The sequence below is a fragment of the Amycolatopsis rhabdoformis genome, assembly GCF_035918295.1.
GTDB classification, from domain to species: Bacteria; Actinomycetota; Actinomycetes; order Mycobacteriales; family Pseudonocardiaceae; genus Amycolatopsis; species Amycolatopsis rhabdoformis.
In genome coordinates, this window is sequence record NZ_CP142149.1 from 2,856,871 (window position 1) to 2,879,926 (window position 23,056).

Here is a 23,056-nt window from a genome sequence, read left to right on the forward strand (position 1 = left end):
TGGCGTGGTGGTCGGGTCGACGCGCCCGGTCACCAGTGAGCGGGCCGGCTGAGCCGGCCGGTGAGCCGGGTCGTGGAGTCGCCGCGGGCGGCGTTGACCTGCGACTGAGTGAGGAACAGGCTCGCGGTCAGGTCCGCGCCGCGCACGTCGGCGTCGCGCAGGTCGGCTCCGATCAGATCGGCTTGGCGCAGGTCGGCGCGGCGCAGGTCCGCGGCGATGAGGTAGGCCCCGCGCAGGTTCGCGCCCCGCAGATCGGCGCCGGCCAGCTTGGCACCCATGAGGTCCGCGCCCCGGCGATCCTTCTTCTTGCCCCGCACTTCCGCGCGCACGAGCTTGCTCGTGGCCTGAAGCAGCACGTCCACACGAGCGCGCTGCCCGGCGACGTCGAGCGCCAGCAGCGTGTCCGGGTCCGAAGTGGTCAGGCCCTCGACGTCGGCGAGGACGGTGTCGAGCTCGGCGTGCAGCTCACGGGTCACGTCGAGCGAGCGGGCCTCGGTGAGGTACCAGAGCAGCTCGTGCAGCTGCCGCATCACCGGCAGCGCGGCGAACATCTGCTTCGCGCCGGCCGGTTCGCTGCGCCAGTCTCGCCCGGCGAAGGTGAGCTGCGAGACCTTCTGTCCGGCGCCGAAGCAGTCGTACACCGTGCAGCCGGAGAACCCCTTGTCCCGCAGGCGGTCGTGGATGCCGCAGCCGAACGCCGGCTCGAGGTTCGGGCACGGGTCACCGGCCGCCTTGTCCATCGCGAAGTCCGCGGAACGCGTGAAGGTGAGCGCGACGCAGCAGAGCCCGAAGCAGCTGGCGCAGTCGGCGGTGAGCGAATCGTGGTGGGGCAACTGTTCTCCTGGCCGGCGGGGTGCTCACCAGCGTATCGGCGGTGCCGGGGGTGCTCGGTGCGCCGGTGGGCAAGATCGCGTCACGCGTCTTCGGGGAACCAGCTGCCGGCCACGAGGTCGACGGCGCTGCGTTCGGGCGCGCGGGCGGCGTGGTCGTAGGTCTGCTGGGTGGTGTCGATGCTGCTGTGGCCCACGTCGGCCTGGACGTGCACGAGCTGGGCGCCGGCTTCGACGGCGGTGGTCACGTAGAAGTGGCGCAGGGCGTGCGGGTGCATGGCGCCGGCGATGGGTTCGAGCTCGGCTCCGCCGGCGGCGGTGATGCGGCGCAGCAGCTGCCAGATGGCCTGGCGCTGGTACCGGTTGCCGGTACGGGTGAGCAGCAGCGGTGACGGCGGGGCGTGGCGGGGCTGCGTGCGGCGTTCGACCGTGGTTTCGCTCGACGCCGCGGCGGCGTCGCGGGCGGAGAGGTAGCTCATCAGCGCGTTCTCGGCCGGCACGCTGAGGTAGACCACCCGGGTCTTGCCGCCCTTGCCGAGCACTCGCAGCGCACGGCGGCCTCGGGTCACGTGCAGATCGCCGCGGTCCAGACCGCACAGCTCGCTCACGCGCAGCCCGAGCGTGAACAACGCGACCACGGCCACCGCCCGGGCCGTGTCCACCGGGCTCGCGCCGCGGCGCGTGGTGCCGGCGGTGGTGTAGAGCGCGCGGACCTGGCGCGTGGTGAGCGTGACGGTGCCCGAGGTGCTGCTCGCGGCCACGGCGAGGCCGAGCCGGCGTCGGTTGAGCGCGGCGGGGTTGCCGGTGACGATGCCCGTGTCGGCGAGATAGCCGTAGAGGGCTTTCACGGTGGCGAGCATCCGGTCGCGGGTGGCGGGGGCCGCGTCGGCGCCGGCGAGGGTGTCGAGCCAGCTCTTCACGTCGGTCGAGGTGGCGGCCGTCGGGTCGAGGCCGCGGGTCACGCACCAGCGGAACCAGTGGTGGGCCCGCAGCCGGCCGCGGGGTGCGGGTGGGGGAGCTGTGGCGGTGGTGGTGGTCGTGGGTTTCGGGGTGAGGTGCAGGGCGTCGGCGTAGTGCAGGACGGCGGTGCGCCAGCGGTCGGGGTTCGCCGCGTCTGTGGTGGTCGACTGCGTGGTGGTCGACTGCGTGGTGTTCGCGTCCGTGGTGATCGGGTGCAGTCCCGGTGTCGCCCACTCGGTGAGGTCGGCCGCGGTGACGGGCAGGCCGAGTCCTTCGGCGTAGGTGCGGCGGGTGGCTTGGTTGCCGTAGCCGGCGAGCCAGTCGGCGATCGCGTCGAGGAGCGCGGTGGGGTCTTCGACGCCGGGCCAGACGTCCGTGGCGCCGCGGTGGGGGTACCCAGTTTTCGAGGCCGGTTCGAGGCTCGCGATCTCACTCACAGCTGCTGGTTCCGTCACTCTCCGTCGATCAATCAAGTCGGGATTGAGCTTAGCAACAAAAGCTCTGTTCTGTAGCCAACCTGAGTTATCAGTTAACTAACCGCAACCCGAGTTATCGGTTACATATCCCATTGGATAGGCTTCCAGGGTGACTGAGGGAGCTGTGATCGAGGACCGGACCGTCGCGCTGTGTGGGTTCCGGCAGTGCCGGGCGCCGTTGCCGCCGCCGGGGCCGCGCGGGGGCCGGCCGTTCGAGTTCTGCCCGGACCGCCGCTGGCCCGGAGAGCGCACGTGCAAGCAGCTGGCCGCCGCGGACCAGGCCCTGCGAGAAGCGCTGGGCGACTCGGCCCCGCACGCCGGGCTCGCCGACGCGGCCACGGAGTTCGTCCGCGCCGCCACCGAGCTGGGCGGGCCGTTGCAGACGCTGCGCAACGCGCTCGACAGCGTCGCCGCCCGCGCTCAGGACGAGGTGACGGCGGCTCTCACCCGCGCCGAAACTGCCGAAGCCCGCGCGCTCGAAGCCGATGGCCTGCGCCAGGCCGCCGAAACCCGCGCGCAGGAAGCCGAAGCGGCCACCGCTGCCGCGCAGGCCCACGCCGGAGAGCAGGCGGCCCTCGCCGAGTCCGCCGAGCACACCGCCACCGCGGCGGTGAAGGCCCGCAAAACTGCCGAGCTCGACCAGGCCCGCGCCGAAGCCGCCGCCACCGCCGCCCTCACCCGCGCCGACCAAGCGGCTTCCGACACCCGCGCCGAACGCACCCGCGCGGACGCGCTGTCCGCGGAGCTGGCTCAACGCACCGAGCACCTCGCGGTGCGCACGACCGAACGCGACGCCGCCCTCGAATCCCTGGCCCAGGCGCACGCCCGCACCACCGAAACCCGCGACGCGCTCACCGCGGAACTCACCCGCGTCCGCGAGACGGCCGCCGCCGACCTCGCCCAAGTTCGCGACGCCGCCACCGCCGCGCACACCCGCGCCACCGACCTCGACGCCCGCCTGCAGTCCGCCCTGGCCGAGCACCACCGCGCCACGACCGCCGCGGCCGAAGCCCGAACCGAGCACCACCGGCAGACGGCGGACCTCACCGCTCGCCTCGAAGAGGCCACCTCCCGGCTCACCCGCGAAGCCGACGCGCACACGGCCGTGCGGGCCCGGCTGTCACGAGTCCACCGCCTGGCCCTCACCGACGGCACCGACCTGCGCCCCGCCCTGCTCGCCGAGCTCCTCGACGTCCCCGGTGGGCCCACACAAGCCTGAGGCTCGAAATTTTCACCCGGACCGCGCGGCGGTCACCGCGAGAAGCTCGCAGGTCAGGCGCGATTCGCGGGAGCGTTCGCCGGTCGGGTCCGGCGCCGCGGTGCGCACGGGCGCTTTGTCCGGTCCGCTCGCCCTTGCTTCCACTCCCGCGACAGCGGGACATTGACGCGAGGAAACCGGACACGGCAAGGAGAGCGCGATGACCGGACAAGCGGTGCAGGCGACCTCGGATCCGACCTTCTACCGCAGCCCCGCCGACGCGGTCGCGGCGCCGCCGGAGACGCTCGCGTACGTGGTGGCGTTCGACCGCGCGGGCCGGAAAGCGGACGCGCTGGTGACGGTCGACGTCGATCGCGGCTCGGCCAGCTACGGCCGGGTGGTCGGCTGGTCGGAGCTGCCGACGACCGGCGACGAGCTGCACCACTTCGGGTGGAACGCGTGCAGCAGCGCGATCGGGCACGCCGGGCACGGGGGTGACGCCGACGGCTTGCGACGCCGGTTCCTGCTGCTGCCGGGCCTGCGCTCGTCGAACGTGCACGTGTTCGACACCCAGGCCGACCCGCGCCAGCCCGTGCTGCACAAGACCGTGACCGCGGCGGAGCTGGCCGAGAAGGCCGGCTACTCGCGGCCGCACACCTCGCACTGCGGCCCGGACGGGGTGTACCTGTCGTGTCTGGGCGCCGGCGACGGCTCGGGTGGCCCGGGTGGCATCGCGCTGCTCGACCACGACACCTTCGACGTGATCCGCGCGTGGGAGACCGACCGGGGCCCGCAGTACCTGGCCTACGACGCGTGGTGGCACCTCGGCCGCAACACCCTGATCAGCAGCGAGTGGGGCACGCCCGACATGATCGAGGACGGGATCGACCCGGAGCTGCTGCTCGGCGGCAAGTACGGGCACTGCCTGCACTTCTGGGACCTGGCCGAGGGCCGCCACCAGCAGAGCATCGACCTCGGCGAGCAGTACCAGATGGTGCTGGAGCTGCGCCCGTCGCACGACCCGGAGGCGACGTGGGGGTTCGTCGGGGTGGTGGTGTCCACCGAGGACCTGTCGGCTTCGATCTGGCGCTGGCACCAGGAAGACGACGGCACCTGGGCGGTGGACAAGGTGATCACCGTGCCGGCCGAGCCCGCGGATGCGGCTGACCTGCCACCGGCGTTGCGGCCGTTCGGCGCGGTGCCTCCGCTGATCACCGACATCGGCCTGAGCGTGGACGACCGGTTCCTCTACGTGTCGTGCTTCGGCACCGGTGAGCTCAAGCAGTTCGACGTGAGCGATCCCGCCCATCCGAGGGAGACGGGTTCGGTGCGGCTCGGCGGGATCGTCGGGCGGGTGCCGCATCCGGCCGCGCCGTCGCTGCGGCTCTCCGGTGCCCCGCAGATGGTGGAGGTGAGCCGCGACGGCCGCCGGATCTACGTCACGAACTCGCTCTACGGCGCGTGGGACGACCAGTTCTACCCCGAGGGTGTCGGGGCGTGGCTGGCGAAGCTCGAGACCGATCCCGATTCCGGCGGGGGCCTGCGGGTCGACGGCAAGTGCTTCCTGCACGGTGACGACTTCCGGGGGCTGCGCCCGCACCAGATCCGGCTCGAGGGCGGCGACGCTTCGTCGGACTCGTACTGCTTCCGCTGAGGTGGCTCAGCCGGTTTCGGTGAACGGCTCGTGGCAAAGGCTGCAGGTGATGGGCCCCAGTTCGAGGATCGATTGGGCGGCGCGGATGCGGCGCGGTTTGTCGCAGCGGCAGATCGCGGCCACGTAGTTGGGGCCGCCGCGGTGGGCGCCGCGACCGTCGACCGGTGCGATGACGATCGGCGTCGGCGCGGGCTCGATCACGTCGGGTCGGTCCGGGTCTTCGGGCGGACGCGGCGCGGCCTGGGCGCGGACCGCGACTTCCTGTTCGGTGTGCCGCCAGACGGTGAGGGCGCGGTCGAGGAGGCGCAGCTCGGGCCCGTAGGCCTCGAGTGTCTCGGGCAGCGCGGTGGTGTCGGACCAGCCGATGCGGTCGGCCTGTTCGGCCCGGACGCCCAGCTCGTGGGCGAGGGCGGCGAAGCGTTTGTTGTGGTAGCGGCCGTCGCTCACGTCGACGATGTCGCGGGTGGCGGCGAGGCCGTGGGCGGCTTCGTGCAGGGTGGTGGCCAGGATTTCGGTGGCAGGGCGGCGCAGTCCTTCGGCGCCGAGGAAGAACTCGGCGCGCGGGTCGACACCGGGGCCGACGTGCCAGCGGGAGCGGGCGAAGTGGCCGTGGATCTCGGTGGTGGTGCCCATCGTGCCGGAGGCCAGCACGAGGATGGCGTCGGGCACGTCGGGGTGCCGGCGGCGGATTTCGGCCCAGAGTTGTTCCATCGCGTGCATGACGCGGGTCGTCGGGCCGAGCTCGGGGGTCACGAGGAGATCTTGCCGCTTAAGCGGTAACGGAGCCAACTCCGCCCCGGGTGCTGCCCGGGGAAGGGTAACCGGTGCGGGTCAGTCGAGGTGCTTGATGACTTCGGCGAACGCGGCCAGGTGCGGTTCGAGCACGCTGATGTAGGTGGTGCCGAACGTTTCGCGGTAGTGCTCGAGCCGTTCGGCGATCCGGCGCGGCGAGCCGACGAGGACACCGGGCAGTCGCAGGAGCTTCTTGTCCGACAGTCCGGTGGATTGCCGCAGCGCGCTGAGGTCGACCTCGTCGACGGTGTCGCCGACGGCCGCGACGAACAGGTTCAGCTCGATGTCGTCGAAGCGGTCGCCGGCGGCTTCGCGCAGCATCTGCACGCGGCGGGCGAAGGCGTGCTCGGGCGGGGTGCCGGGTTCGACGGTGGCTCTGACGGGGAAGCTGAAGATGTCGGCTTCGCGGCCGCCGAGGGCGATCATGCGGTCGTCGGCGCCGGACAGCATGATCGGCGGCACGGGCACGCCGGCTTCCGTGGCGAGGAGCTCGCGGGTGGTGGTGAGGGTTTTCTCCAGCTTGGTGAGGCGCTCGCCGTAGGAGTCCGGTCGCGGGGTGCCGGGTGCGGGCTCGACGGGCCGGTAGCCGGTGCCCAGGCCCAGTTCGAGCCGGCCGAAGGTGAGGCGCTGCAGGTCGGCCACGTCGCGGGCGAAGTGGGCGGGGCTGAGGGTGCCGGCGTCGAGGCCGTAGGTGCCCAGGCCGATGCTGGTCACGTCGGCTGCGGCGACCAGTGCCGGGAACGGCGCGGGCAGGTCGAGGTGGTCGGGGACCTGGAGCACCTCGTAGCCGCGGTCCTGCACCTCACGGGCGCGGGCGCGCCACTGTTCGCGCGTGCCGAGTTCGAGCAGGCAGACTCCGAAGCGGAACGGGCGCGGGGTCATACGCAGATCCTCCGGACGCGGACGGGCGACGAAGCCGGCACGGCCCGGCTCACACCTCGATCACGCTAGCGGGATCCGTCGGGCTGATCGAGATCGCGCGAATCCGCGGCCCTGACCGGCCGCGTGGATTCACGCAGGTGGTCCAGTACCCGCTGGAGCTGACGGGTGAACTGGTCACGTTCGGCTGCCGGCAGGCCCGCGGTGAGCTCGTGCTGCACCTCGTCGAGAACCTTCGTCATCGCGGCCAGGTGGGTGTGGCCGTCGGCGGTGAGGGTGACGATGTTGCGGCGCCGGTCGGCCGGGTCGGGGGCGCGCAGCACGAAGCCGGCGGTGGCGAGCTCGCCGACGGCCTCGACGACGTAGCTGCGGTCGATCCGGCAGCGGCGCGCGAGCGCGGCCTGGCTGGCGGGGCCGAACTCGTGGAGCGCGGCCAGCAGCGCGTAGTGGTAGCGGCGGTAGCCCGCGGCGTCGAACGCCTCGCCCACCAGCCGCGTGACCTGCGTGGCGAGCTGGGTGACGAGCCAGCTGGGCCGGCTGCGCAACAGGGTGGGGACCCGGTCGTCCCCGGTCTTCTGCATGGGCAGAGCGTAACCGCGGCCTCCGGCCGAACCTGAGCGGTGTCGCGACAGGAAGCGGCTGCTTCGCGCAGCTACCTCGCCGTGATCGCCGCGAGCGAACCCCGCACGCCGTGAGCGAACGAGCGCCCCACGAGCCCCTCGGCGCTCCTACGTTCGGAGCCGGACGAAAACCCGCACGATCAAGGAGGACACGATGACGTCGACCGCGGTTCCCGACCTGCACCTGGCGGGCCGGCAAGCCAACGAGTCGGTGTACGACCAGCTGCTGCGCGACCGGATCGTGTTCCTGGGCACCGAGGTGACCGACGAGGTCGCCAACCGGATCACCGCACAGCTGCTGCTGCTCGCCGCCGACGATTCCGAAAAGGACATCACCTTCTACCTCAACTCACCCGGCGGCTCGGTCACCGCGGGCATGGCGATCTACGACACCATGCAGCTGGTGAAACCCGACGTGGCCACGTGGGGGCTCGGGTTCGTGGCGTCGATGGGACAGTTCCTGCTCTCCTCGGGCACCCCGGGCAAACGGCACCTGCTGCCCAACACGCGGATCGTGATGCACCAGCCCTCGGCGGGGATCTCCGGCGCCGCGACCGACATCGCGATCCAGGCCGAGGTGTTCGGGAAGATGAAACGCCGCATCGCCGAGCTCACCGCGGCCCAGACTGGCCAGACCGTGGAACGCATCACCGCCGACGCCGACCGCGACCGCTGGTTCGACGCCGAAGAAGCACTGGCCTACGGCTTCGTGGATTGTGTTGTCGGCTCTGCTTTCGGCCCCGGCTCCGCCGGGGCGGGCGAGATCGCCTAGAGCCGAGCTCCCGGGTGGAGCGGTCGGATCGGCTGGCGCCGATTGAACCGCCCCACCCGGGAGCTCGGCGCGATCTCGCCGCTGTGGTCGGGGCGAATCGGCAGTATCCGGGGAAGTATCCGCTATTGTCCGGTTTTGGCGGGTGGGCGGGCGAGCGGGTGCGGCTGCGGCCGGGAGGGGCGTGGGTGGATGTCCACTGTGGCCGGAGTGGTGCTGGTGGTGGCGATCGTGGCGGCGGGGCTGATCGCGGGGCTGTTCTACTCGTACGCGGTGTCGGTGATGCCGGGGCTGGCGCGGGCCGATGACCAGACGTTCGTCACGGCCATGCGCGAGATCAACATCGCGATCGTGAACGGCTGGTTCCTGCTCACGTTCCTCGGCGCGCCCCTGCTGGCCGCGGCCGCGCTGGTGCTGGACCTGGTGGCGGGCGCGGGTGGGGCGCTGCCGTGGCTGATCGCCGGGTTCGTGTTGCTGCTGGCGATGATCCTGATCTCGGCGGCGAAGAACATCCCGATGAACAACGCGCTGGACCGCGGCACGGCGCCGGTCGCCGAGCTGCGGGCGCGGTTCGAGACGAGCTGGGTGCGGTGGAACCTGCTGCGCGCCGCGGTGTCGACGGCCGGGTTCGTGTGCCTGCTCGGCGGGTGGCTGGTTCGCGACGCCGGCTGAGGGGCGTTCTCGAAGCCAGTTCTCCGAGGCGCTTTCGAATCCGCTCTGGAAGGCGCTGCGCAAGCCGGTCTCGACCTCGGCCGGGGGTACGCGGCGGGCCGAGGTCAGTCCGCCGAGTACCGCCGGCCGAGGTTCAGTCGGCCACGCGGAAGTACAGGTCGGTCTCCCACTTCGTGGCGTCCGGCTGCACGCGGGGGTCGGTGCGGTAGACCTCCAGGCGGCCGGCCCAGTGCTCGCCGTCGACGGCCTCGGTGCGGTCCCAGTGCACGCCTTCGGCCTTGCCCCAAGCCAGGAGCTCGGCGGTCGCCGCGACGAGGCCGTCGGGGGCGCCGTGGTGGGTGGCTTTCGCGTACTTCCCACCTGGCACCACGGCGTTGAAGTACTCCTCGCCCAGGTCGACCGGTTCGGCGACGGGCACGCCGGCTTCCACCGTCAGGCTGGCCATGTCCGGGCCGATCACGAGGTAGCGGAAGAACGGCGCGTCGGCCGGGGCGATTCCGCGTTCGGCCAGGGCGCCGGCGAGCGCGGCGATGCGGTGGGCGACTTCGGGCAGGCCGGCGAAGCCGACGGTCGCGCGGTAGCCGACATAGGGCTGGTTTTCGCGGTCCACCAGGGACGGCATGGGGTTCTCCTCGGGAGGGTGCGGTCAGCCCAGCATGGGGCGGACTTCGATGGTGCCGTACGCGGCGGCCGGGTGGCGGGAGGCGATCTCGACGGCTTCGTCGAGATCGGCGCAGTCGATCATCACGAAGCCGCCGATCTGTTCCTTGGTCTCGGCGAACGGCCCGTCGGACAGCAGCACGTCGCCGCCGCGCACCCGCACGGTGGTGGCGGTGGCCGGCGGGTGCAGGCCTCCGCCGCCGACGAGCATGCCGCGGGCGAGTAGGTCGTCGGTCCACCCTCCGCAGCCGGCGATCTGCTGTTCTTCGGTGGGTTCTTCGCCGGCGATCATGAGCAGGTAGCGCATGCGGTGCCTCCTAGGCGTGGGTGAGGACTTCGGTCAGGCGGGCGGCGAACGGTCCGGGCTCGCCGGCGAACCCGCCGTGGTCGCCGGGGAACTCCACGGCGTCGCGGCCGAGCGCGCGGGCCAGTTCGAGCCCGGCGGTGTGGGCGGGGGTGCCGGCAGCGGCCTTGCCGACGGCGACGATCAGCTCGGTGTCGGTGGCGCGCAGAGCGTCGAGGTCGGGTTCCCAAGTGCCGATGGCGGCCATGAGGTGCCCGAAGAAGAAGCCGAAGTTGGCCTGCATCCGTTTGCCCTGCTCGATTTCCGCGGGCGTCGGCGCGGCGGGCGGGGGCGGCACGTCGAAGCCGGACGCGGCCATGAACGCGCCGAGCGCGGCTTCGACGCCGTGCTCGCGGTAGATCGCCGGGATGTCGGGGAAGTCGGCGAGCATCTCGCCGAGGTAGCGGCTCACGGGCGGTTCGTGGGCGACCAGCGTGGTGACCTCGCCGGGGTGGCGCCGGGTGTGCTCGAGCATCGTGATCGCGCCGCCGCTGTTGGCGAACACGTGCGCGGGCCCGCGCTCGAGCGCGATGAGCAGCCGGTGGACGTCGTCGGCGTGCTCACCGACCAGATCGGCGCCGGGTACGCCGGTGATCGGGCTGCGGGAGAGGCCGCGCGGGTCGAAGGTGACCACGGTGTAGCGGTCGGTCAGGTGCGGGCGCAGCCCGGTGAACGCCGTGGCGTCGGCGGGGCCGCCGGGCACGAGCAGCAGCACGGGGCCGCTGCCGTCGAGGTCGTAGGTCAGTTCGGCGCCGGGTACGCGCAGGGTCTGGGTGATCATCGCGGTCCTTCCGGTTCACGGGTGGGTTCGTCCAGCCGACGAACGGGCGGAGCCGGGACCGACACCTGCGTCGCGGGAATTTCGGCGAGTCTTCGCCGCAGGTAGCCGCGCTCGGAGTCGGTGCGGGCCAGTTCGAGCGCTTCGGTGTAGGCCGTGCGGGCTTCGCCGGCGCGGCCGAGGCGGCGCAGGAAGTCGGCTCGGGTGGCGGGCAGCAGGTGGTAGCCGGCGAGGGTGCCGCGGGCGGTGAGCTCGTCGGCGAGCGCGAGCCCGGTGCCGGGGCCGAACGCCATCCCGGCGGCCACGGCGTGGTTGAGCTCCACGACCGGGGTGGGCAGGTGCCGGCGCAGCTCGCGGTAGAGGCCGGTGATCTGGGCCCAGTCGGTGTCGGCGGCACGGGCGGCGGTGGCGTGACAGGCGGCGATCGCGGCCTGCACCTGGTACGGGCCGGGGCTGCGGCGGCGCAGCGCGGCTTCGAGCAGCGCCGTGCCTTCGGTGATCGCGGCGGTGTCCCAGCGGCTGCGGTCCTGTTCGTCGAGGGGCACCAGCTCGCCGTGGCCGTCGACGCGGGTGGCGCGGCGGGCGTGGTGCAGCAGCAGGAGCGCGAGCAGGCCGATGACCTCGGGTTCGTCGGGCATGAGGCTCGCCAGCACCCGCGCCAGCCGGATCGCCTCGGCCGCGAGGTCGGGCCGCTGCAGGTCGGGGCCGGCGCTGGCGGTGTAGCCCTCGTTGAACAGCAGGTACAGCACGCCGAGCACCGCCGCGGTGCGCTCGGGCAGCAGGTGCGCCGGCGGCACGCGGTAGGGGATGCCGGCGGTGCGGATCTTGCGTTTCACCCGCACGAGCCGCTGCGACATCGTGGCCTCGGGCACCAGGAACGCCCGGGCGATCTCGGCGGTGCTGAGCCCGGCGAGGGTGCGCAGTGCGAGCGCGACCTGCGCTTCCACCGCGAGCGCGGGGTGGCAGCAGGTGAAGATGAGGCGCAACCGGTCGTCGGTGACGGTGTCGTCAGGGAAAGCGTCGTCAGGGACCGCGCCGGCGGGTTCGTCGGGGACGATCATGCGCGCGACCTCCCGGAGCTTGCCCGCGCCCACGGCGTCGCGGCGGATCCGGTCGACGGCGCGGTTGCGGGCGGTGGTGGTGAGCCAGGCGCCGGGCCGCACGGGCACGCCGTCGCGTGGCCACGTGCGCACGGCGAGGGCGAAGGCGTCCTGCGCGCACTCCTCGGCGAGGTCCCAGTCGCCCGTGACCCGGATGAGGGTGGCCACCACGCGTGACCACTCGTCCCGGAACGCGTGCGCGACCGCGGCCTCGACCGCCCTGCCGTCGGCGGCGCTGTTGTCGACTGCGCCGCCGTTCGCAGCGCTGCCGTCAGCAGTGCCGTCACCCGCAGCACCGTCGTCCGCAGTGCCCTCGACCACCCTGGCTCCCTCCCGCGTATCGGCTCGCTCATATCCGCTCGACGAGCGGACCCCGGCGAAACCGACACCCAGGGCGAACCTAAACCGCGGGACCGACAGTCTCCAGCGGTTCAGCGGCGCTCGACGAGCAGCGTCACCCCGTCGAGGATGCGGGCGAGGCCGAAACGGAAGTGGTGCTCAGGGTTCGACGCGGCGCCGTGCGCCTGGCCGGCCGAGGTGCCGACGCGGCTGGCGCGCGGGAAGTTCACGGGGTCGGCCGCGGGGATCCCGGCGAGCACGGGCGCGCTGCGTTCCCACCACTCGACGTCGGTCAGCCCGCTGCGGCGCGCGAGCCGCGCGGCCTCGATCGAGCCGCGCGCGGTGCCTTCCACGAGCCCGATCACGAGGCCGACCACGGCGTCGAGTTCCAGGTCGTCGAGCGCGAGTCCATCGAGGGCGGTGAGTTCGCGTTCGTACTTGGCGAAGGTGTTCGGCCCGAGCGGCGGGCGGCCGGTGGTGATCTGAAGCAGCCAGGGGTGGCGGTGGTAGAGGCGCCACAGGTCCTCGGCCACGGCCGTGAGCGCGTCGCGCCAGCCGGTGTCGGGCAGCGGGGCGGTGAGCTCGCCGTGGGCGGCGTCGAGCATGAGGTCGAGCAGTTCGGCGTGGCCGGGCACGTAGGTGTAGAGCGACATCGGGGCGACGCCGAGCTCGTCGGCGACCCGGCGCATGGTCACGGCTTCGAGTCCGTCGGCGTCGGCGAGCCGGGTGGCGGTGGCCACGACGTCGGCCACGGTGAGCTTGGGTTTCGGCCCGCGCCGCGGGGGTCCTGGCACGCCCCACAGCAGCTCGATGGTGCGCCGCGGGTCGCCGCCGCCGGTGTGCTCCGTGCTCATCCGCGTCATTCTGCCCTGCATTTCGTCGTACGTCGTACAGAATTCTGGTAATGTCGGCGGACGGCGTACGAGACCGACGGGAAGGGGAGTCGTGGGGAGCGCACCGCCGAACACTTTGACGAGCGCTGTGGCGGTCGAGCCGGGGTGTGCCGTGTTCTGGCGCCCGGACGGCACGGACCCAGCCGGCCCCGGACAGCTCGGGTCGCTCGACGTGGTGCTGCCCGACGGTCCGCGCACGGTGCCCGCTCGGCGCGTCCCGATCGCGGACGCACTGGAGCTGCTGACGCACGGAACCGATGCCTCGGCCGCGTTCTGGTCGCTCGCCGTGCAGGCCGGCACGCGCCTGGCCGAGGCCGGGTGGACGGGACCGCTCGAGCCGGAAGAGGAGCAGTGGCTGCGCCGCCTCGCCGACGCGATGCCGCCCCACGCGCACGCCACCCCGCTCCCGGGTGACCCGGCGCGGCTGCCCGAGCCGTTCCCGTTGCTGCTGCGGTTCCTGCGTGACGTCGCCGGCCTGGCCGCGGCCACGCGCGTGTCGTTGCGCTTGGAACCCGACGATCTCGAAGACGGCCGCTTCCGGGCCGTGGTGCAGGTGCACGGTGACACGCTCGTGGACGCCGAGCAGCTCTGGCGTTCGGGCGCGGAGGCGACCCGCCACGAGGTTCTGCTCGTGCTGCGCCGGTGCGCGCAGGTTTGGCCACCGCTCGCGCCATTGCTGGCCGCGCCCGTACCCGCCGAGGTCGGCTTGCGCGACGACGACATCCGCGAACTGCTCGGCGACGCCGCGGCCCGGCTGGCCGAGCTGGGCGTGGCCGTGCACTGGCCCGCCGAGCTGGCCGGCCTCACCGCCCGCGCGGTCGTGCGGCCCGGCGCCGCACCCGACGACGTGGCGGGGTTCTTCGGCGGCGGCCGGTCCCTGGAGCTCGACTGGCAGCTCGCGCTCGGTGGTGCGCAGCTGTCGGGCGCCGAGCTGGACGTGCTCGCCGAAGCGCGCCGGCCCGTGGTGCGGCTGCGGGACCGGTGGGTGCTGCTGGATCCGGCGTCCGCGGCCCGCGCGCGGGAGCGGGCCCTGAAACCCCTCACGCCGGTCGACGCGCTGGCGGCCGTGCTCGCCGGAACGACCGAAGTGGACGGCGCCGAGGTCGAGATCGTCACCGACGGCTGGCTCGCCTCGCTGCGCACGCGCCTGGCCGAGCTGCCGGCCCCGGCGCCCCAGCCGGCCGGGCTCACCGCGACCCTGCGCGACTACCAGCTGCGCGGCCTGCACTGGCTCGACACCGTCACCTCGCTCGGCCTGGGCGGCTGCCTGGCCGACGACATGGGTCTGGGCAAGACGCTCACCCTCATCGCCCTGCACCTGCACCGCGGCGCCGGCCCGACGCTCGTGGTCTGCCCGGCGTCGCTGCTGGGTACGTGGGAGGCCGAGATCCGCCGGTTCGCTCCCGGTACCGCGGTGCGGCGCTTCCACGGCGGTGCCCGATCGCTCGATGATCTCGACGGGTTCGTGCTCACCACGTACGGCACGCTGCGCGCGGATCCGGCGCCGCTGGCCGCCGTGGCGTGGGACGTGGTGGTGGCCGACGAGGCGCAGCACGTGAAGAACCACCGCTCGGGCACAGCGAAGGCGTTGCGCACCCTGAAGGGGGCCGCGCGGGTGGCGCTCACGGGCACGCCGGTGGAGAACACGCTGTCCGAGCTGTGGGCGATCCTGGACTGGACCACCCCGGGCCTGCTCGGCACGCTCACCGAGTTCCGGGCCCGCTGGGCGAAACCCGTCGAGGCGGGCGATCCGGCGGCCGCCGAACGGCTCGCGCGCCTGCTGCGGCCGTTCCTGTTGCGGCGGCGCAAATCCGACCCGGGCATCGCGCCCGAGCTGCCCGCCAAGACCGAGACCGACCGGCCCGTGGCGCTGACCACCGAGCAGGCCGCGCTGTACGAGGCTGCGGTGCGGGAGCTGCTGGCCGAGGTCGAGGCGAGCGACGGGATGGCGCGCCGCGGCCGGATCGTGAAGCTGCTCACCGCGCTCAAGCAGATCTGCAACCACCCGGCCCACTACCTGGCCGAAGGCGACGACGCGGTGCTGGCCGGGCGGTCGGGCAAGCTCGACCTGCTCGACGAGCTGCTCGACACGATCCTCACCGAGGACGGCGCGGTGCTGGTGTTCACCCAGTACGTGGTGATGGCCCGGCTGCTGCAGCGGCACCTGGACAGCCGCGGCATCCCGAGCCAGTTCCTCCACGGCGGCACCCCGGTCGCGAAGCGCGAGGAGCTGGTGCGCCGGTTCCAGGACGGGGCCGTGCCCGTGTTCCTGCTGTCGCTCAAAGCCGCGGGCACCGGGCTCACGCTCACCCGCGCCGACCACGTCGTGCACTACGACCGGTGGTGGAACCCGGCCGTCGAGGACCAGGCGACCGACCGCGCGTACCGGATCGGGCAGACCCGGCCGGTGCAGGTGCACCGGCTCGTGGCCGAGGGCACGGTGGAGGACCGGATCGCCGCGCTGCTGCGGGAGAAACGCGCGCTCGCCGACGCCGTGTTGACCGGGGGAGAAGCGGCCTTGACCGAGCTGACGGACACCGAGCTCGCCGAGCTCGTGGCGCTGAGGAGGCATCCGTGACCGACCGGGTCCAGGGGTTCCCGGCGTTCCCCGCGCGCGAAGGCCGCGGCCCGTTCGCCCGCACGTGGTGGGGCCGGGCGTGGCTGCGCGCGATGGAGGACACCGCGCTCGACCTGCGGCAGCTGCGCCGCGGCCGCCGCTACGCCGTGGCGGGCCTGGTCGGGCCGATCAGTGTGAGCCCGGGCCGGATCGCTGCCACGGTGGACGATGTGGACGGCGGACCGTTCCGCACCAGCGTGCACTTGGCAGAACTGTCCACAGCGGACTGGGAGCGGCTGATCGGCCGCGCCGCCGACCGGGCCGGGAACCTCGCCGCGCTGCTCGACCGCCACCTGCCGCCCGAGCTGGCCGACGACGTGCCGCTGCTGCCGGGCATCGGCGATCTCGACCCGGAGTGCGAGTGCCCGGGGTTCGAGCTGCCGTGCCGGCACGCGGCCGCGCTGTCGTTCCAGGTGTCGTGGCTGCTCGACGCCGACCCCTTCGTGCTGCTGCTCGCCCGCGGCCGCACCGAACGCGAGATCCTCCACGAGCTGGGGGAGCGCACCGCCCGCCCGGTCGAAGGAATCCTCGCGGCCGACGCGTACGCGCGGGCGGTGCCGCCGCTGCCCGATCTCGCCGACTTCAGCCCGGTGCCGCGCTAGGCGTGCGTGCCGCCGTCGATGCGGATCTCGGTGCCGGTGATGAACTCGCCGTCGTCGGACGCCAGCATCGCCACCACACCCGCCACCGACTCCGGCCGCCCCACCGGGTTGCCGACCGGCGTCGCGAGCCCGGTCGGCAGGATCGGCAGCAGCTTCCCGAACAGCGCCCAGTCCACGTTCTCCGGCATCCACGTGCCCGCGTTGTCCGTGATACCGCTCTTCACACTGCCCGGCGCCACACTGACCGCACGCACACCCTGCTTGCTGTACTCCAGCGCCAGCGAGTGCGTGAACGCCTGGATCCCGCCCTTGCTCGCCGCGTACGCCGCCATGTAGGGGTGCGCGAACGCCGCCGACGTCGAGCTGAAGTTGATCACCACGCTCTTCCCGGCCTCGATCAGCGCCGGCAACGCCTCCCGCGTGACCAGGAACGTGCCGGTGAGGTTCACCGCGACGATCCGGTTCCAGAACTCCAGCGACGTCTCGTGCGTGTGCGAGGCCTGCAGGATCCCGGCCGCGTTCACCAGCACGTCGAGACCGCCGAGGTGCTCGACCGCCGCCTTCGTGCCCTTCACCACCGACTGCTCGTCGGCGACGTCCATCGCGAACGTCTCCAGCCTCGGGTCCTCGGCCAGCTCCGCGGTACCCGCGATGCCCTCGGCCGACACGTCCGTGGCAACGACGCGGGCGCCTTCTTCGAGCAGCCGCAGCGTCGTCGCGCGCCCGATCCCGGACCCGGCGCCCGTCACGAAAATCCGGCGATCCTTCAGGCGAGTCATGGTCCTCCGTAGGGTTGGCCCCAGTGCCGGCTCGAGCCGAGGGTGTGCCGCAATCGTGCCAGAGGTGACCCGGCGAAGCCGCTCGATCACCGAGGTCCGCACCAGGAGGGCAGAACAATGGCGTACGGGTTCATCGGAGCCGGGAGGATCACGAAGGCGATCGTCGAAGGGCTCGACGGCGGTGCGGAAGTGTTCCTGTCACCGCGCGGCCGGCAGGTGGGGCAGGAGCTGGCCGACCGGTTCCCGAACGTCACGGTCTGCCCGACCAATCAGGCCGTGGCCGACGCCGCCTCCGTGGTGGTGCTCGCCGTCGGGGCGTCGATCACGCGCGACGTCCTGGCGGACCTGCGATTCCGGCCGGACCACGTGGTCCTCTGCGCCGTGGCGGGCGTGTCCCTGACCAAGCTGCAGGACTGGACCGCACCGGCCGCACACGTGGTGCGGACCATCCCGATGCCGCAGGCCGCCCACCGGCAGAGCCGCACCGCCCTGTTCCCCGACCACGCCGCCGCCCGCGAGCTGTTCGAACCGCTCGGCGGGGTGATCGTGGCCGCCGACGAGCCGATGTTCGACGCCCTCACCACCGCGACGACCACCTTCGCCGCCCACCTCGACTACCTCACCACGATCACCGGCTGGCTCACCGCCCACGGCGTCGCACCCGACACCGCCGAAACCTACGTGCGGCACCTCTACGCGCAGGTCGGCCAGTCGCTGGCCACCGAGTCCCTGACCGACCTCGCCGGCGAACACACCACCCCGGGCGGGCTCAACGAACAACTGCTGACCGACCTGCGCCACCACGGCGTGCCCGACACCGTGCGCCGCGCCCTCGACGCGATACACGCCCGGCTCGGCGGCTGACTCAGCTTTCCTTGCGTGCCAGCAGACACGCCTGAGGAGTCTTCTCGAACCGCCCGTCCGGCGCACGGGTCAGCCGCGCCTCCACGGTGAGCCCCGCATCCGTCAGCAACCCGGCGATGTAGTCGGGGTCGAGGCGATACGCGTCGAGGGAGATGTCGTGGCCGTAGCCCTGGGTCAGGTGCCGGCGTTCCGCACCGACCTGGAACCCGGTCAGCAACCGCCCGCCCGGAACCAGCACGCGCGCCAGCTCCGCCACCAGCACCGGCAACCGCTCCGGCGGCGTGTGGATCAGCGAATACCACGCCAGCGCACCCGCCACCGCCGCCTCGCCCAGCGGCAACGCGGCCATCGACCCCACCTCGAACTCCAGCTCCGGATGCGCCGCCCGCGCGACCTCGACCATGCCGGGGGAGAGGTCGATCCCGAACGCGTCCAGTCCCCGCCCCGCCAGGTACGCCGTGACCCGGCCCGGACCACAGCCGAAGTCACCGACCCGCGCACCAGCGCCGACCAGCTCGGCGAACGTGTCCAGCATCGCCCGGTCCCACGGGCTCTCGGCCAGCGCGTCCTTCAGGATCTCGGCATAGGACCCGGCAACCGTGTCGTAGGCGGTGCGGGTGGCGGTCACGAAGTCGGATTCGGTCATGACCGCGGACGCTAGCGCCCCACCCCGACAAAAAACGCCGCTACACCCGAGCGCGCTCGATGATCGCCGCCGTGTCTGTGCCCGCCGGCAACGTGCCGTACGCGATGCCCCAGTCACCGGCGAACCGCGACGCGCAGAACGCGTCCGCCACCGCCTGATCACCGTGGCGCACCAGCAGCGAACCCTGCAGCACCAACGCCATCGACTCCACCACCCGACGCGCCCGGAACTCCAGATCCGCCGGATCCGACAGATCCTTCTTCACCCGGTCCACGGCGTCGTCCAGCCGCGCGTCCGCACCCGCGGCCAGCTCCACCTCACCGAAGAACGCCGCCATCGACTCCGGCTGCCGGCCCATCGCCCGCAACGCGTCCAGCGCCGCCACGTTGCCCGAACCCTCCCAAATGGACATCAACGGCGCCTCCCGGTACAGCCGAGGCATCCCCGAATCCTCCACGTACCCGTTGCCCCCGAAACACTCCAGCGCCTCCGCCGCGTGCGCCGGCGCCCGCTTGCACACCCAGTACTTCGTGACCGCCAGCCCCAGCCGCCGGAACGCCTGCTCCTGAGCGTCACCCGGCCGATCACCCGCCGCCGCCAGCCGCATCGCCACCGTCGCCGCCGCGTCGGACTCCACCACCAGATCCGCCAGCACGTTCGCCATCAACGGCTGATCCACCAGCGCCTTCCCGAACGCGTACCGGTGCGTCGCGTGGTGCACCGCCCGCACCGCACCCAGCCGCATCCCCGACGCACTGCCCAGCGCGCAGTCGAGCCGCGTGTTGTTCACCATCTCGATGATCGTGCGCACCCCGCGGCCCTCTTCACCGACGAGCCAGCCCACCGCGTCCTCGTACTCGATCTCCGACGACGCGTTCGACCGGTTGCCCAGCTTGTCCTTCAACCGCTGCAACCGGATCCCGTTCCGGCTCCCGTCCGGCAGCACACGGGGGAGCAGGAAACACGACAGCCCACCCGGCGCCTGCGCCAACGTGAGGAACAGATCCGACATCGGCGCCGACGTGAACCACTTGTGGCCCACCAACCGGTAGCTGCCATCCGCCACCGGCGTCGCCGTGGTCGTGTTGGCCCGCACGTCGGAGCCACCCTGCTTCTCCGTCATCGACATGCCCGCGATCAGCCCGCGCTTCGTGCTCGGCTCCCGCAACCCGAAGTCGTACTCCGTCGCCGCCAGCAACGGCTCATACCGCTGCGCCAGCTCCGCATTCGCCCGCAACGCCGGAACCGCCGCGTACGTCATCGAAATCGGGCACGTGTGCCCCGCCTCGACCTGCCCCCACACGTACATCTTCGCCGCCCGCGCGGCATGCGCCCCCACCCGCTCGTCCCGCCACGGCGCACCCTGCAACCCGTGCGACACCGCGACCTTCATCAGCTCGTGCCAGTACGGGTGGAAATCCACCTCGTCGATCCGGTGCCCGTACCGGTCGTGCGTGCGCAGCACCGGCTCGTTCTCGTTCACGATCCGGCCCCACTCCTGGGCCTGCTCACCACCGGCCAGCCGGCCCAGCTCGTGCACCTCCTCGGCCGCCCAGCCCGCGTCCGCGCGCTCCAGCGACTCCAGCAACGCCGGATCCCGCGCGACGTCGTAGACCAACGGCGGCACCTGGTTCGTGACCTCATGCGTGGCGGACATCGGAACCTCCCAAAGACCGGACGACGAACGTCCGCAACTCGACGACATCACTCACCGCACCGCCCCGAAGCGGCCCGATCAACACCTCGGCCGCGGCACCCACCAGCGCCGCCGCCGTCAACACCGCATCCTGAGCGGGCAACACACCCGACTTCACCCCGGCCGCAACGTGCTCGGCCACCACATCCCGGAACGCCCGCCGGAACTCCAGCCGCTCCGCGTCGATCAACGCGTCCACCGGCTCCGCCAGCAGCGCATACGCCAGCCGCGGCGCCTTCAACGCCCGCGCCGCGAACGTCTCGAACACCGCCGCCACCCGCTCCGCCGGCTCACCCGGACCCGCCGACGCCGCGCGCACCGCCTCGACCTCACGCGTCACCACCTGGCGGAACACCCGCACCACCAGCTCGGCCTTGGTGGGGAAGTGGCGGTACACCGTGCCCACCGCCACCCCGGCGCGCTCCGCGACCGCAGCCACCGAACACCCCGCATACCCGTGCTCGGCCAGCTGCTCGACGGCGGCCGCGACGATCGCGTCACGCAGCGCGTCGAGGCGCTCCTGCACCTTGGGGGTCCGACGGTAGGGCACGTCAAGAAGTGAACCACCGATTCATTACTTCGGTCAACCACCCCACCGCTCGCCACAAAAGACGTCGGCCGACGGCAGGGCCGGCGTGCTTGGCTGGGAATCCGGACGAAAGGACCACACCATGCTGCGTGGAATGGCCACCCTGAACTTCTCCGCCGACGACCTCTCCGCCGCCCAGGCCTGGTACACCACCGTGCTCGGCATCGAGCCGTACTTCGCCAGACCCGGCTACATCGAGTACCGCCTGGGCGACCACGAAGCCGAACTCGGCATCATCGACCGCCAGTACCTGCCGCCGGCACCCAACGGCCCGGCCGGCGCGATCCTGTACTGGCACGTCGACGACCTGCCCGCAGCGCTCGACCGCCTGATCACCCTGGGCGCCACCGAACACGACGGCCTGCGCGAACGCGGCCACGGCTTCGTCACCGCCTCGGTCGTCGACCCGTTCGGCAACGTCCTCGGCATCATGTCCAACCCGCACTACGTGGACATGCTCGCGAAGCAGTGAGGCCAGGGGAGTAGCACCCGAATCGGGACCGGTGGACCGGACCAGTTCGCCATGGGCTCAGGAGTCGCCGGAGCACAGCGGCCGGCGGATCTCTCGGCGTCCTCGCACGGTGAGTCACGCACGTGCGTGGCGCACGAACGTCGTCGATCGCTGCGAGCCCTGGATCCAGAGAGGGCGCTGCTTGCCGCGAAGAGCAGTTGGGGGAAGGTGCTGATTCGAGTTACTTAACATAATGTACATTATCGGCGTTTGGCTGACCTGCGGAAGGAAGCCTGGAGAGGGGCTTCAGGAGGCCGATTTGGGCGGTTGGCGCGCAGCAGAGACGAGCAGGCGCCCGAGGGGCTTCGGTCGAGTCCGTCGATCGCGGCGAGTGCCGGACCTCCGCGCGCCGAGTCCTGGGTACGTCAGCCGAGGGTCGCCCCGAGGGTGTCGACGGAAACCCTTGGAGATCCCCGAGTTCAGCGCTCGCGGCGTCCCGAAACCCTCGGTCAATTCGTCACCGTGACGAATTGAACCTGACTCCTGGGACATCGGAAACGAGTAACGAGAACGCGCATCAGAACACCCGAAGCCGATCAGCTCCCGGCCGGCGGTCCGGACGGTCACCGAGGAACCACTCGAACAGATGAACGATTCCCCGGCGGATCGCCACCAGCCGTCAGAACGCCGCCCAGTGAGCGATCTGACTCATAGGCGAGAGATCGAGAGAACCGTTGTCCCCCAAGGGGATTCAGCCCGTCCGCAGCCGTGTTTCATGCATAATCGCCATTATGCAGCATATCGGATAACCAACCACCCGGCAGAACTGTCGGTGCCGTGCGGTACAAGATCCGAATGCTGGTTTCCGAGGCACAGCAAGCGTTCTTCGCGGCACGGCGGCCGCGCAAGGACTCGCCGCACACCACCGCCGCCTACCGTCGTGACCTGGCCGGGATCACCACTCTCCTGCTCCAGGAGCTGGCGTGCGCGCCTGAGGAGTTCGACGTCGATCGGTTGACGGCGCCGGCGCTGCGGGCGGCGTTCGGGGTGTTCGCCGACGGGCACGCGAAGAGCTCGGTGCTGCGGGCGTGGTCGACGTGGAACCAGTTCCTCACGTTCTGCGTGTCCGACGGGCTGCTGGCCGGCAACCCGATGGGTGCGGTCGCGCGGCCGAAGACTCCCCCGCTCGTGCCGAAACCGTTGCGGGGTGAGGAAACGCCGGAGCGGCTGCTGGCCGCGGCGGCCGAGGGTGCGCGGCGCGCGCGGGATCCGTGGCCGGAGCGGGACGTGCTGGTGCTGGCGCTCGGGCTGGTGGCGGGGTTGCGGGCGGCGGAGATGCGGGCGCTCACCCCGCGTTCGGTGGTGGGGCGTGACGGTGAGCTGCGGTTGCACGTGTCGGGCAAGGGCAGCCGGGATCGGTCGATTCCGGTGCAGCAGGTGCTGGCGAAGCTGATCGAGGACTACGGGAAGTCGTGCCGGCGGCGGTTTCCGCAGCTGCGGTTCCCGGCGTCGGAGCCGTTGCTGCGGGATCGGGCGGGTGAGCCGATCGGGCGCGGGGCGCTGGAGTACCTGGTGAAGTCGTGTTATCGGTGGGCGGGGTTGCACGACCGGGTGCCGGCGGGGGCGAATCTGCACGCGTTGCGGCACACGTTCGCCACGCGGTTGGCCGAGGACGGGGCCACGGCGTCGGAGATCATGACGTTGCTGGGGCACGCGAGCCTGGCCACGAGTCAGAACTACATCGAGGCGACGGGGCGGGAGCAGCGGGCCGCGGCGGCGAGCAACCGGACGTACCGCGCGTTGGACGGGCTGGGTGCGGGTGAGTCAGGCCCAGGGTGAGTCGGGCTCA

General features: G+C 72.1%; 23 protein-coding genes. 9 read left to right on the forward strand and 14 right to left on the reverse strand.

What is annotated here, in order from left to right; genetic code table 11:
* Nucleotides 1–29 precede the first annotated feature (29 nt).
* Together VSH64_RS12865 and VSH64_RS12870 are read right to left on the reverse strand one after the other, a co-directional pair.
* Nucleotides 30–833, reverse strand: coding sequence for a pentapeptide repeat-containing protein (locus VSH64_RS12865; protein WP_326835803.1), 804 nt, complete (start codon nt 831–833; stop codon nt 30–32).
* 80 nt (nt 834–913) lie between these two features.
* Entirely contained in the window at nt 914–2,227 is a 1,314-nt protein-coding gene (locus tag VSH64_RS12870) for a tyrosine-type recombinase/integrase (RefSeq protein WP_326835804.1), read from the reverse strand.
* 148 nt (nt 2,228–2,375) lie between these two features.
* Between VSH64_RS12870 and VSH64_RS12875 the strand changes: the two genes are divergently transcribed.
* Nucleotides 2,376–3,485: a coiled-coil domain-containing protein gene (locus VSH64_RS12875; protein WP_326835805.1), complete on the forward strand. Its 1,110-nt coding sequence runs from the start codon at nt 2,376–2,378 to the stop codon at nt 3,483–3,485.
* 199 nt (nt 3,486–3,684) lie between these two features.
* A complete protein-coding gene (locus VSH64_RS12880) occupies nt 3,685–5,118 on the forward strand; it encodes a selenium-binding protein SBP56-related protein (protein ID WP_326835806.1) in 1,434 nt (477 codons plus the stop codon).
* A 6-nt stretch (nt 5,119–5,124) separates the two neighbouring features.
* Here the strand turns inward: VSH64_RS12880 and VSH64_RS12885 are convergent, their stop codons facing one another.
* The 3 genes from VSH64_RS12885 to VSH64_RS12895 form a co-directional block, all read right to left on the reverse strand.
* Nucleotides 5,125–5,871 (reverse strand): hypothetical protein, encoded by a 747-nt coding sequence (locus VSH64_RS12885; protein ID WP_326835807.1) that lies wholly within the window; start codon nt 5,869–5,871, stop codon nt 5,125–5,127.
* A gap of 78 nt (nt 5,872–5,949) precedes the next feature.
* Nucleotides 5,950–6,792 carry a TIGR03621 family F420-dependent LLM class oxidoreductase gene (locus tag VSH64_RS12890; RefSeq protein ID WP_326835808.1) on the reverse strand — a complete coding sequence of 281 codons (843 nt, stop codon included), beginning with the start codon at nt 6,790–6,792 and terminating at the stop codon, nt 5,950–5,952.
* A 65-nt stretch (nt 6,793–6,857) separates the two neighbouring features.
* Nucleotides 6,858–7,370 carry a MarR family winged helix-turn-helix transcriptional regulator gene (locus VSH64_RS12895; protein WP_326835809.1) on the reverse strand — a complete coding sequence of 171 codons (513 nt, stop codon included), beginning with the start codon at nt 7,368–7,370 and terminating at the stop codon, nt 6,858–6,860.
* Between the two features lie 193 nt (nt 7,371–7,563).
* Here VSH64_RS12895 and VSH64_RS12900 point away from each other — a divergent pair, with 193 nt between their 5' ends.
* Nucleotides 7,564–8,181 carry a ClpP family protease gene (locus VSH64_RS12900; protein ID WP_326835810.1) on the forward strand — a complete coding sequence of 206 codons (618 nt, stop codon included), beginning with the start codon at nt 7,564–7,566 and terminating at the stop codon, nt 8,179–8,181.
* Nucleotides 8,182–8,370: 189 nt separating this feature from the next.
* Entirely contained in the window at nt 8,371–8,850 is a 480-nt protein-coding gene (locus VSH64_RS12905; RefSeq protein WP_326835811.1) for an anthrone oxygenase family protein, read from the forward strand.
* Between the two features lie 133 nt (nt 8,851–8,983).
* Here VSH64_RS12905 and VSH64_RS12910 read toward each other — a convergent pair whose 3' ends face one another.
* The 5 genes from VSH64_RS12910 to VSH64_RS12930 all read right to left on the reverse strand — a co-directional run bounded on the left by VSH64_RS12910 (nt 8,984) and on the right by VSH64_RS12930 (nt 12,933).
* On the reverse strand, nt 8,984–9,472 hold the full coding sequence (locus VSH64_RS12910; RefSeq protein WP_326835812.1) for a GyrI-like domain-containing protein: 489 nt from the start codon (nt 9,470–9,472) through the stop codon (nt 8,984–8,986).
* 24 nt (nt 9,473–9,496) lie between these two features.
* On the reverse strand, nt 9,497–9,817 hold the full coding sequence (locus tag VSH64_RS12915) for a YciI family protein (RefSeq protein WP_326835813.1): 321 nt from the start codon (nt 9,815–9,817) through the stop codon (nt 9,497–9,499).
* Between the two features lie 10 nt (nt 9,818–9,827).
* Nucleotides 9,828–10,634, reverse strand: coding sequence for an alpha/beta fold hydrolase (locus VSH64_RS12920; RefSeq protein WP_326835814.1), 807 nt, complete (start codon nt 10,632–10,634; stop codon nt 9,828–9,830).
* Nucleotides 10,631–12,052 carry an RNA polymerase sigma factor gene (locus tag VSH64_RS12925; protein ID WP_326835815.1) on the reverse strand — a complete coding sequence of 474 codons (1,422 nt, stop codon included), beginning with the start codon at nt 12,050–12,052 and terminating at the stop codon, nt 10,631–10,633. The genes VSH64_RS12920 and VSH64_RS12925 overlap by 4 nt, the downstream gene beginning before the upstream one ends.
* A 110-nt stretch (nt 12,053–12,162) precedes the next feature.
* Complete coding sequence (locus tag VSH64_RS12930; protein ID WP_326835816.1) at nt 12,163–12,933, reverse strand: TetR/AcrR family transcriptional regulator; 771 nt, start codon at nt 12,931–12,933, stop codon at nt 12,163–12,165.
* Nucleotides 12,934–13,183: 250 nt separating this feature from the next.
* Between VSH64_RS12930 and VSH64_RS12935 the strand changes: the two genes are divergently transcribed.
* Both VSH64_RS12935 and VSH64_RS12940 read left to right on the forward strand, forming a co-directional pair.
* Nucleotides 13,184–15,541 (forward strand): DEAD/DEAH box helicase, encoded by a 2,358-nt coding sequence (locus VSH64_RS12935; RefSeq protein WP_407655683.1) that lies wholly within the window; start codon nt 13,184–13,186, stop codon nt 15,539–15,541.
* Nucleotides 15,538–16,182: an SWIM zinc finger family protein gene (locus tag VSH64_RS12940; protein ID WP_326835818.1), complete on the forward strand. Its 645-nt coding sequence runs from the start codon at nt 15,538–15,540 to the stop codon at nt 16,180–16,182. Before VSH64_RS12935 ends, VSH64_RS12940 begins: the two co-directional genes overlap by 4 nt.
* Here VSH64_RS12940 and VSH64_RS12945 read toward each other — a convergent pair.
* Nucleotides 16,179–16,961, reverse strand: a complete 783-nt coding sequence (locus VSH64_RS12945; protein ID WP_326835819.1) for an SDR family NAD(P)-dependent oxidoreductase — start codon at nt 16,959–16,961, stop codon at nt 16,179–16,181. The two genes, VSH64_RS12940 and VSH64_RS12945, sit on opposite strands and share 4 nt — an antisense overlap.
* 117 nt (nt 16,962–17,078) lie before the next feature.
* On the opposite strand from VSH64_RS12945, the gene VSH64_RS12950 reads away from it, so the two are divergent.
* On the forward strand, nt 17,079–17,825 hold the full coding sequence (locus tag VSH64_RS12950) for an NAD(P)-binding domain-containing protein (RefSeq protein WP_326835820.1): 747 nt from the start codon (nt 17,079–17,081) through the stop codon (nt 17,823–17,825).
* A gap of 1 nt (nt 17,826) precedes the next feature.
* Here the strand turns inward: VSH64_RS12950 and VSH64_RS12955 are convergent, their stop codons facing one another.
* Genes VSH64_RS12955 through VSH64_RS12965 form a run of 3 tightly spaced genes read right to left on the reverse strand, consistent with a single transcriptional unit; the run spans nt 17,827 to nt 20,717 of the window.
* Nucleotides 17,827–18,471: a class I SAM-dependent methyltransferase gene (locus tag VSH64_RS12955; RefSeq protein WP_326835821.1), complete on the reverse strand. Its 645-nt coding sequence runs from the start codon at nt 18,469–18,471 to the stop codon at nt 17,827–17,829.
* A gap of 40 nt (nt 18,472–18,511) precedes the next feature.
* Nucleotides 18,512–20,128: an acyl-CoA dehydrogenase family protein gene (locus VSH64_RS12960; protein WP_326835822.1), complete on the reverse strand. Its 1,617-nt coding sequence runs from the start codon at nt 20,126–20,128 to the stop codon at nt 18,512–18,514.
* Nucleotides 20,112–20,717, reverse strand: coding sequence for a TetR/AcrR family transcriptional regulator (locus tag VSH64_RS12965; protein WP_326835823.1), 606 nt, complete (start codon nt 20,715–20,717; stop codon nt 20,112–20,114). The genes VSH64_RS12960 and VSH64_RS12965 overlap by 17 nt, the downstream gene beginning before the upstream one ends.
* Nucleotides 20,718–20,838: 121 nt before the next feature.
* On the opposite strand from VSH64_RS12965, the gene VSH64_RS12970 reads away from it, so the two are divergent.
* Both VSH64_RS12970 and VSH64_RS12975 read left to right on the forward strand, forming a co-directional pair.
* Entirely contained in the window at nt 20,839–21,228 is a 390-nt protein-coding gene (locus VSH64_RS12970) for a VOC family protein (RefSeq protein ID WP_326835824.1), read from the forward strand.
* Nucleotides 21,229–22,044: 816 nt separating this feature from the next.
* Nucleotides 22,045–23,046, forward strand: a complete 1,002-nt coding sequence (locus tag VSH64_RS12975; protein ID WP_326835825.1) for a tyrosine-type recombinase/integrase — start codon at nt 22,045–22,047, stop codon at nt 23,044–23,046.
* Nucleotides 23,047–23,056 lie beyond the last annotated feature (10 nt).

What these genes read in the sequence shown, in the direction of transcription:
- VSH64_RS12930 (WP_326835816.1), bottom strand. Translation starts at nt 12,933, where the DNA reads ATGACGCGGATGAGCACGGAGCACACCGGCGGCGGCGACCCGCGGCGC.
- VSH64_RS12905 (WP_326835811.1), top strand. Translation starts at nt 8,371, where the DNA reads ATGTCCACTGTGGCCGGAGTGGTGCTGGTGGTGGCGATCGTGGCGGCG.
- VSH64_RS12920 (WP_326835814.1), bottom strand. Translation starts at nt 10,634, where the DNA reads ATGATCACCCAGACCCTGCGCGTACCCGGCGCCGAACTGACCTACGAC.
- VSH64_RS12970 (WP_326835824.1), top strand. Translation starts at nt 20,839, where the DNA reads ATGCTGCGTGGAATGGCCACCCTGAACTTCTCCGCCGACGACCTCTCC.
- VSH64_RS12900 (WP_326835810.1), top strand. Translation starts at nt 7,564, where the DNA reads ATGACGTCGACCGCGGTTCCCGACCTGCACCTGGCGGGCCGGCAAGCC.
- VSH64_RS12950 (WP_326835820.1), top strand. Translation starts at nt 17,079, where the DNA reads ATGGCGTACGGGTTCATCGGAGCCGGGAGGATCACGAAGGCGATCGTC.
- VSH64_RS12945 (WP_326835819.1), bottom strand. Translation starts at nt 16,961, where the DNA reads ATGACTCGCCTGAAGGATCGCCGGATTTTCGTGACGGGCGCCGGGTCC.
- VSH64_RS12915 (WP_326835813.1), bottom strand. Translation starts at nt 9,817, where the DNA reads ATGCGCTACCTGCTCATGATCGCCGGCGAAGAACCCACCGAAGAACAG.
- VSH64_RS12895 (WP_326835809.1), bottom strand. Translation starts at nt 7,370, where the DNA reads ATGCAGAAGACCGGGGACGACCGGGTCCCCACCCTGTTGCGCAGCCGG.
- VSH64_RS12890 (WP_326835808.1), bottom strand. Translation starts at nt 6,792, where the DNA reads ATGACCCCGCGCCCGTTCCGCTTCGGAGTCTGCCTGCTCGAACTCGGC.
- VSH64_RS12955 (WP_326835821.1), bottom strand. Translation starts at nt 18,471, where the DNA reads ATGACCGAATCCGACTTCGTGACCGCCACCCGCACCGCCTACGACACG.
- VSH64_RS12960 (WP_326835822.1), bottom strand. Translation starts at nt 20,128, where the DNA reads ATGTCCGCCACGCATGAGGTCACGAACCAGGTGCCGCCGTTGGTCTAC.
- VSH64_RS12880 (WP_326835806.1), top strand. Translation starts at nt 3,685, where the DNA reads ATGACCGGACAAGCGGTGCAGGCGACCTCGGATCCGACCTTCTACCGC.
- VSH64_RS12910 (WP_326835812.1), bottom strand. Translation starts at nt 9,472, where the DNA reads ATGCCGTCCCTGGTGGACCGCGAAAACCAGCCCTATGTCGGCTACCGC.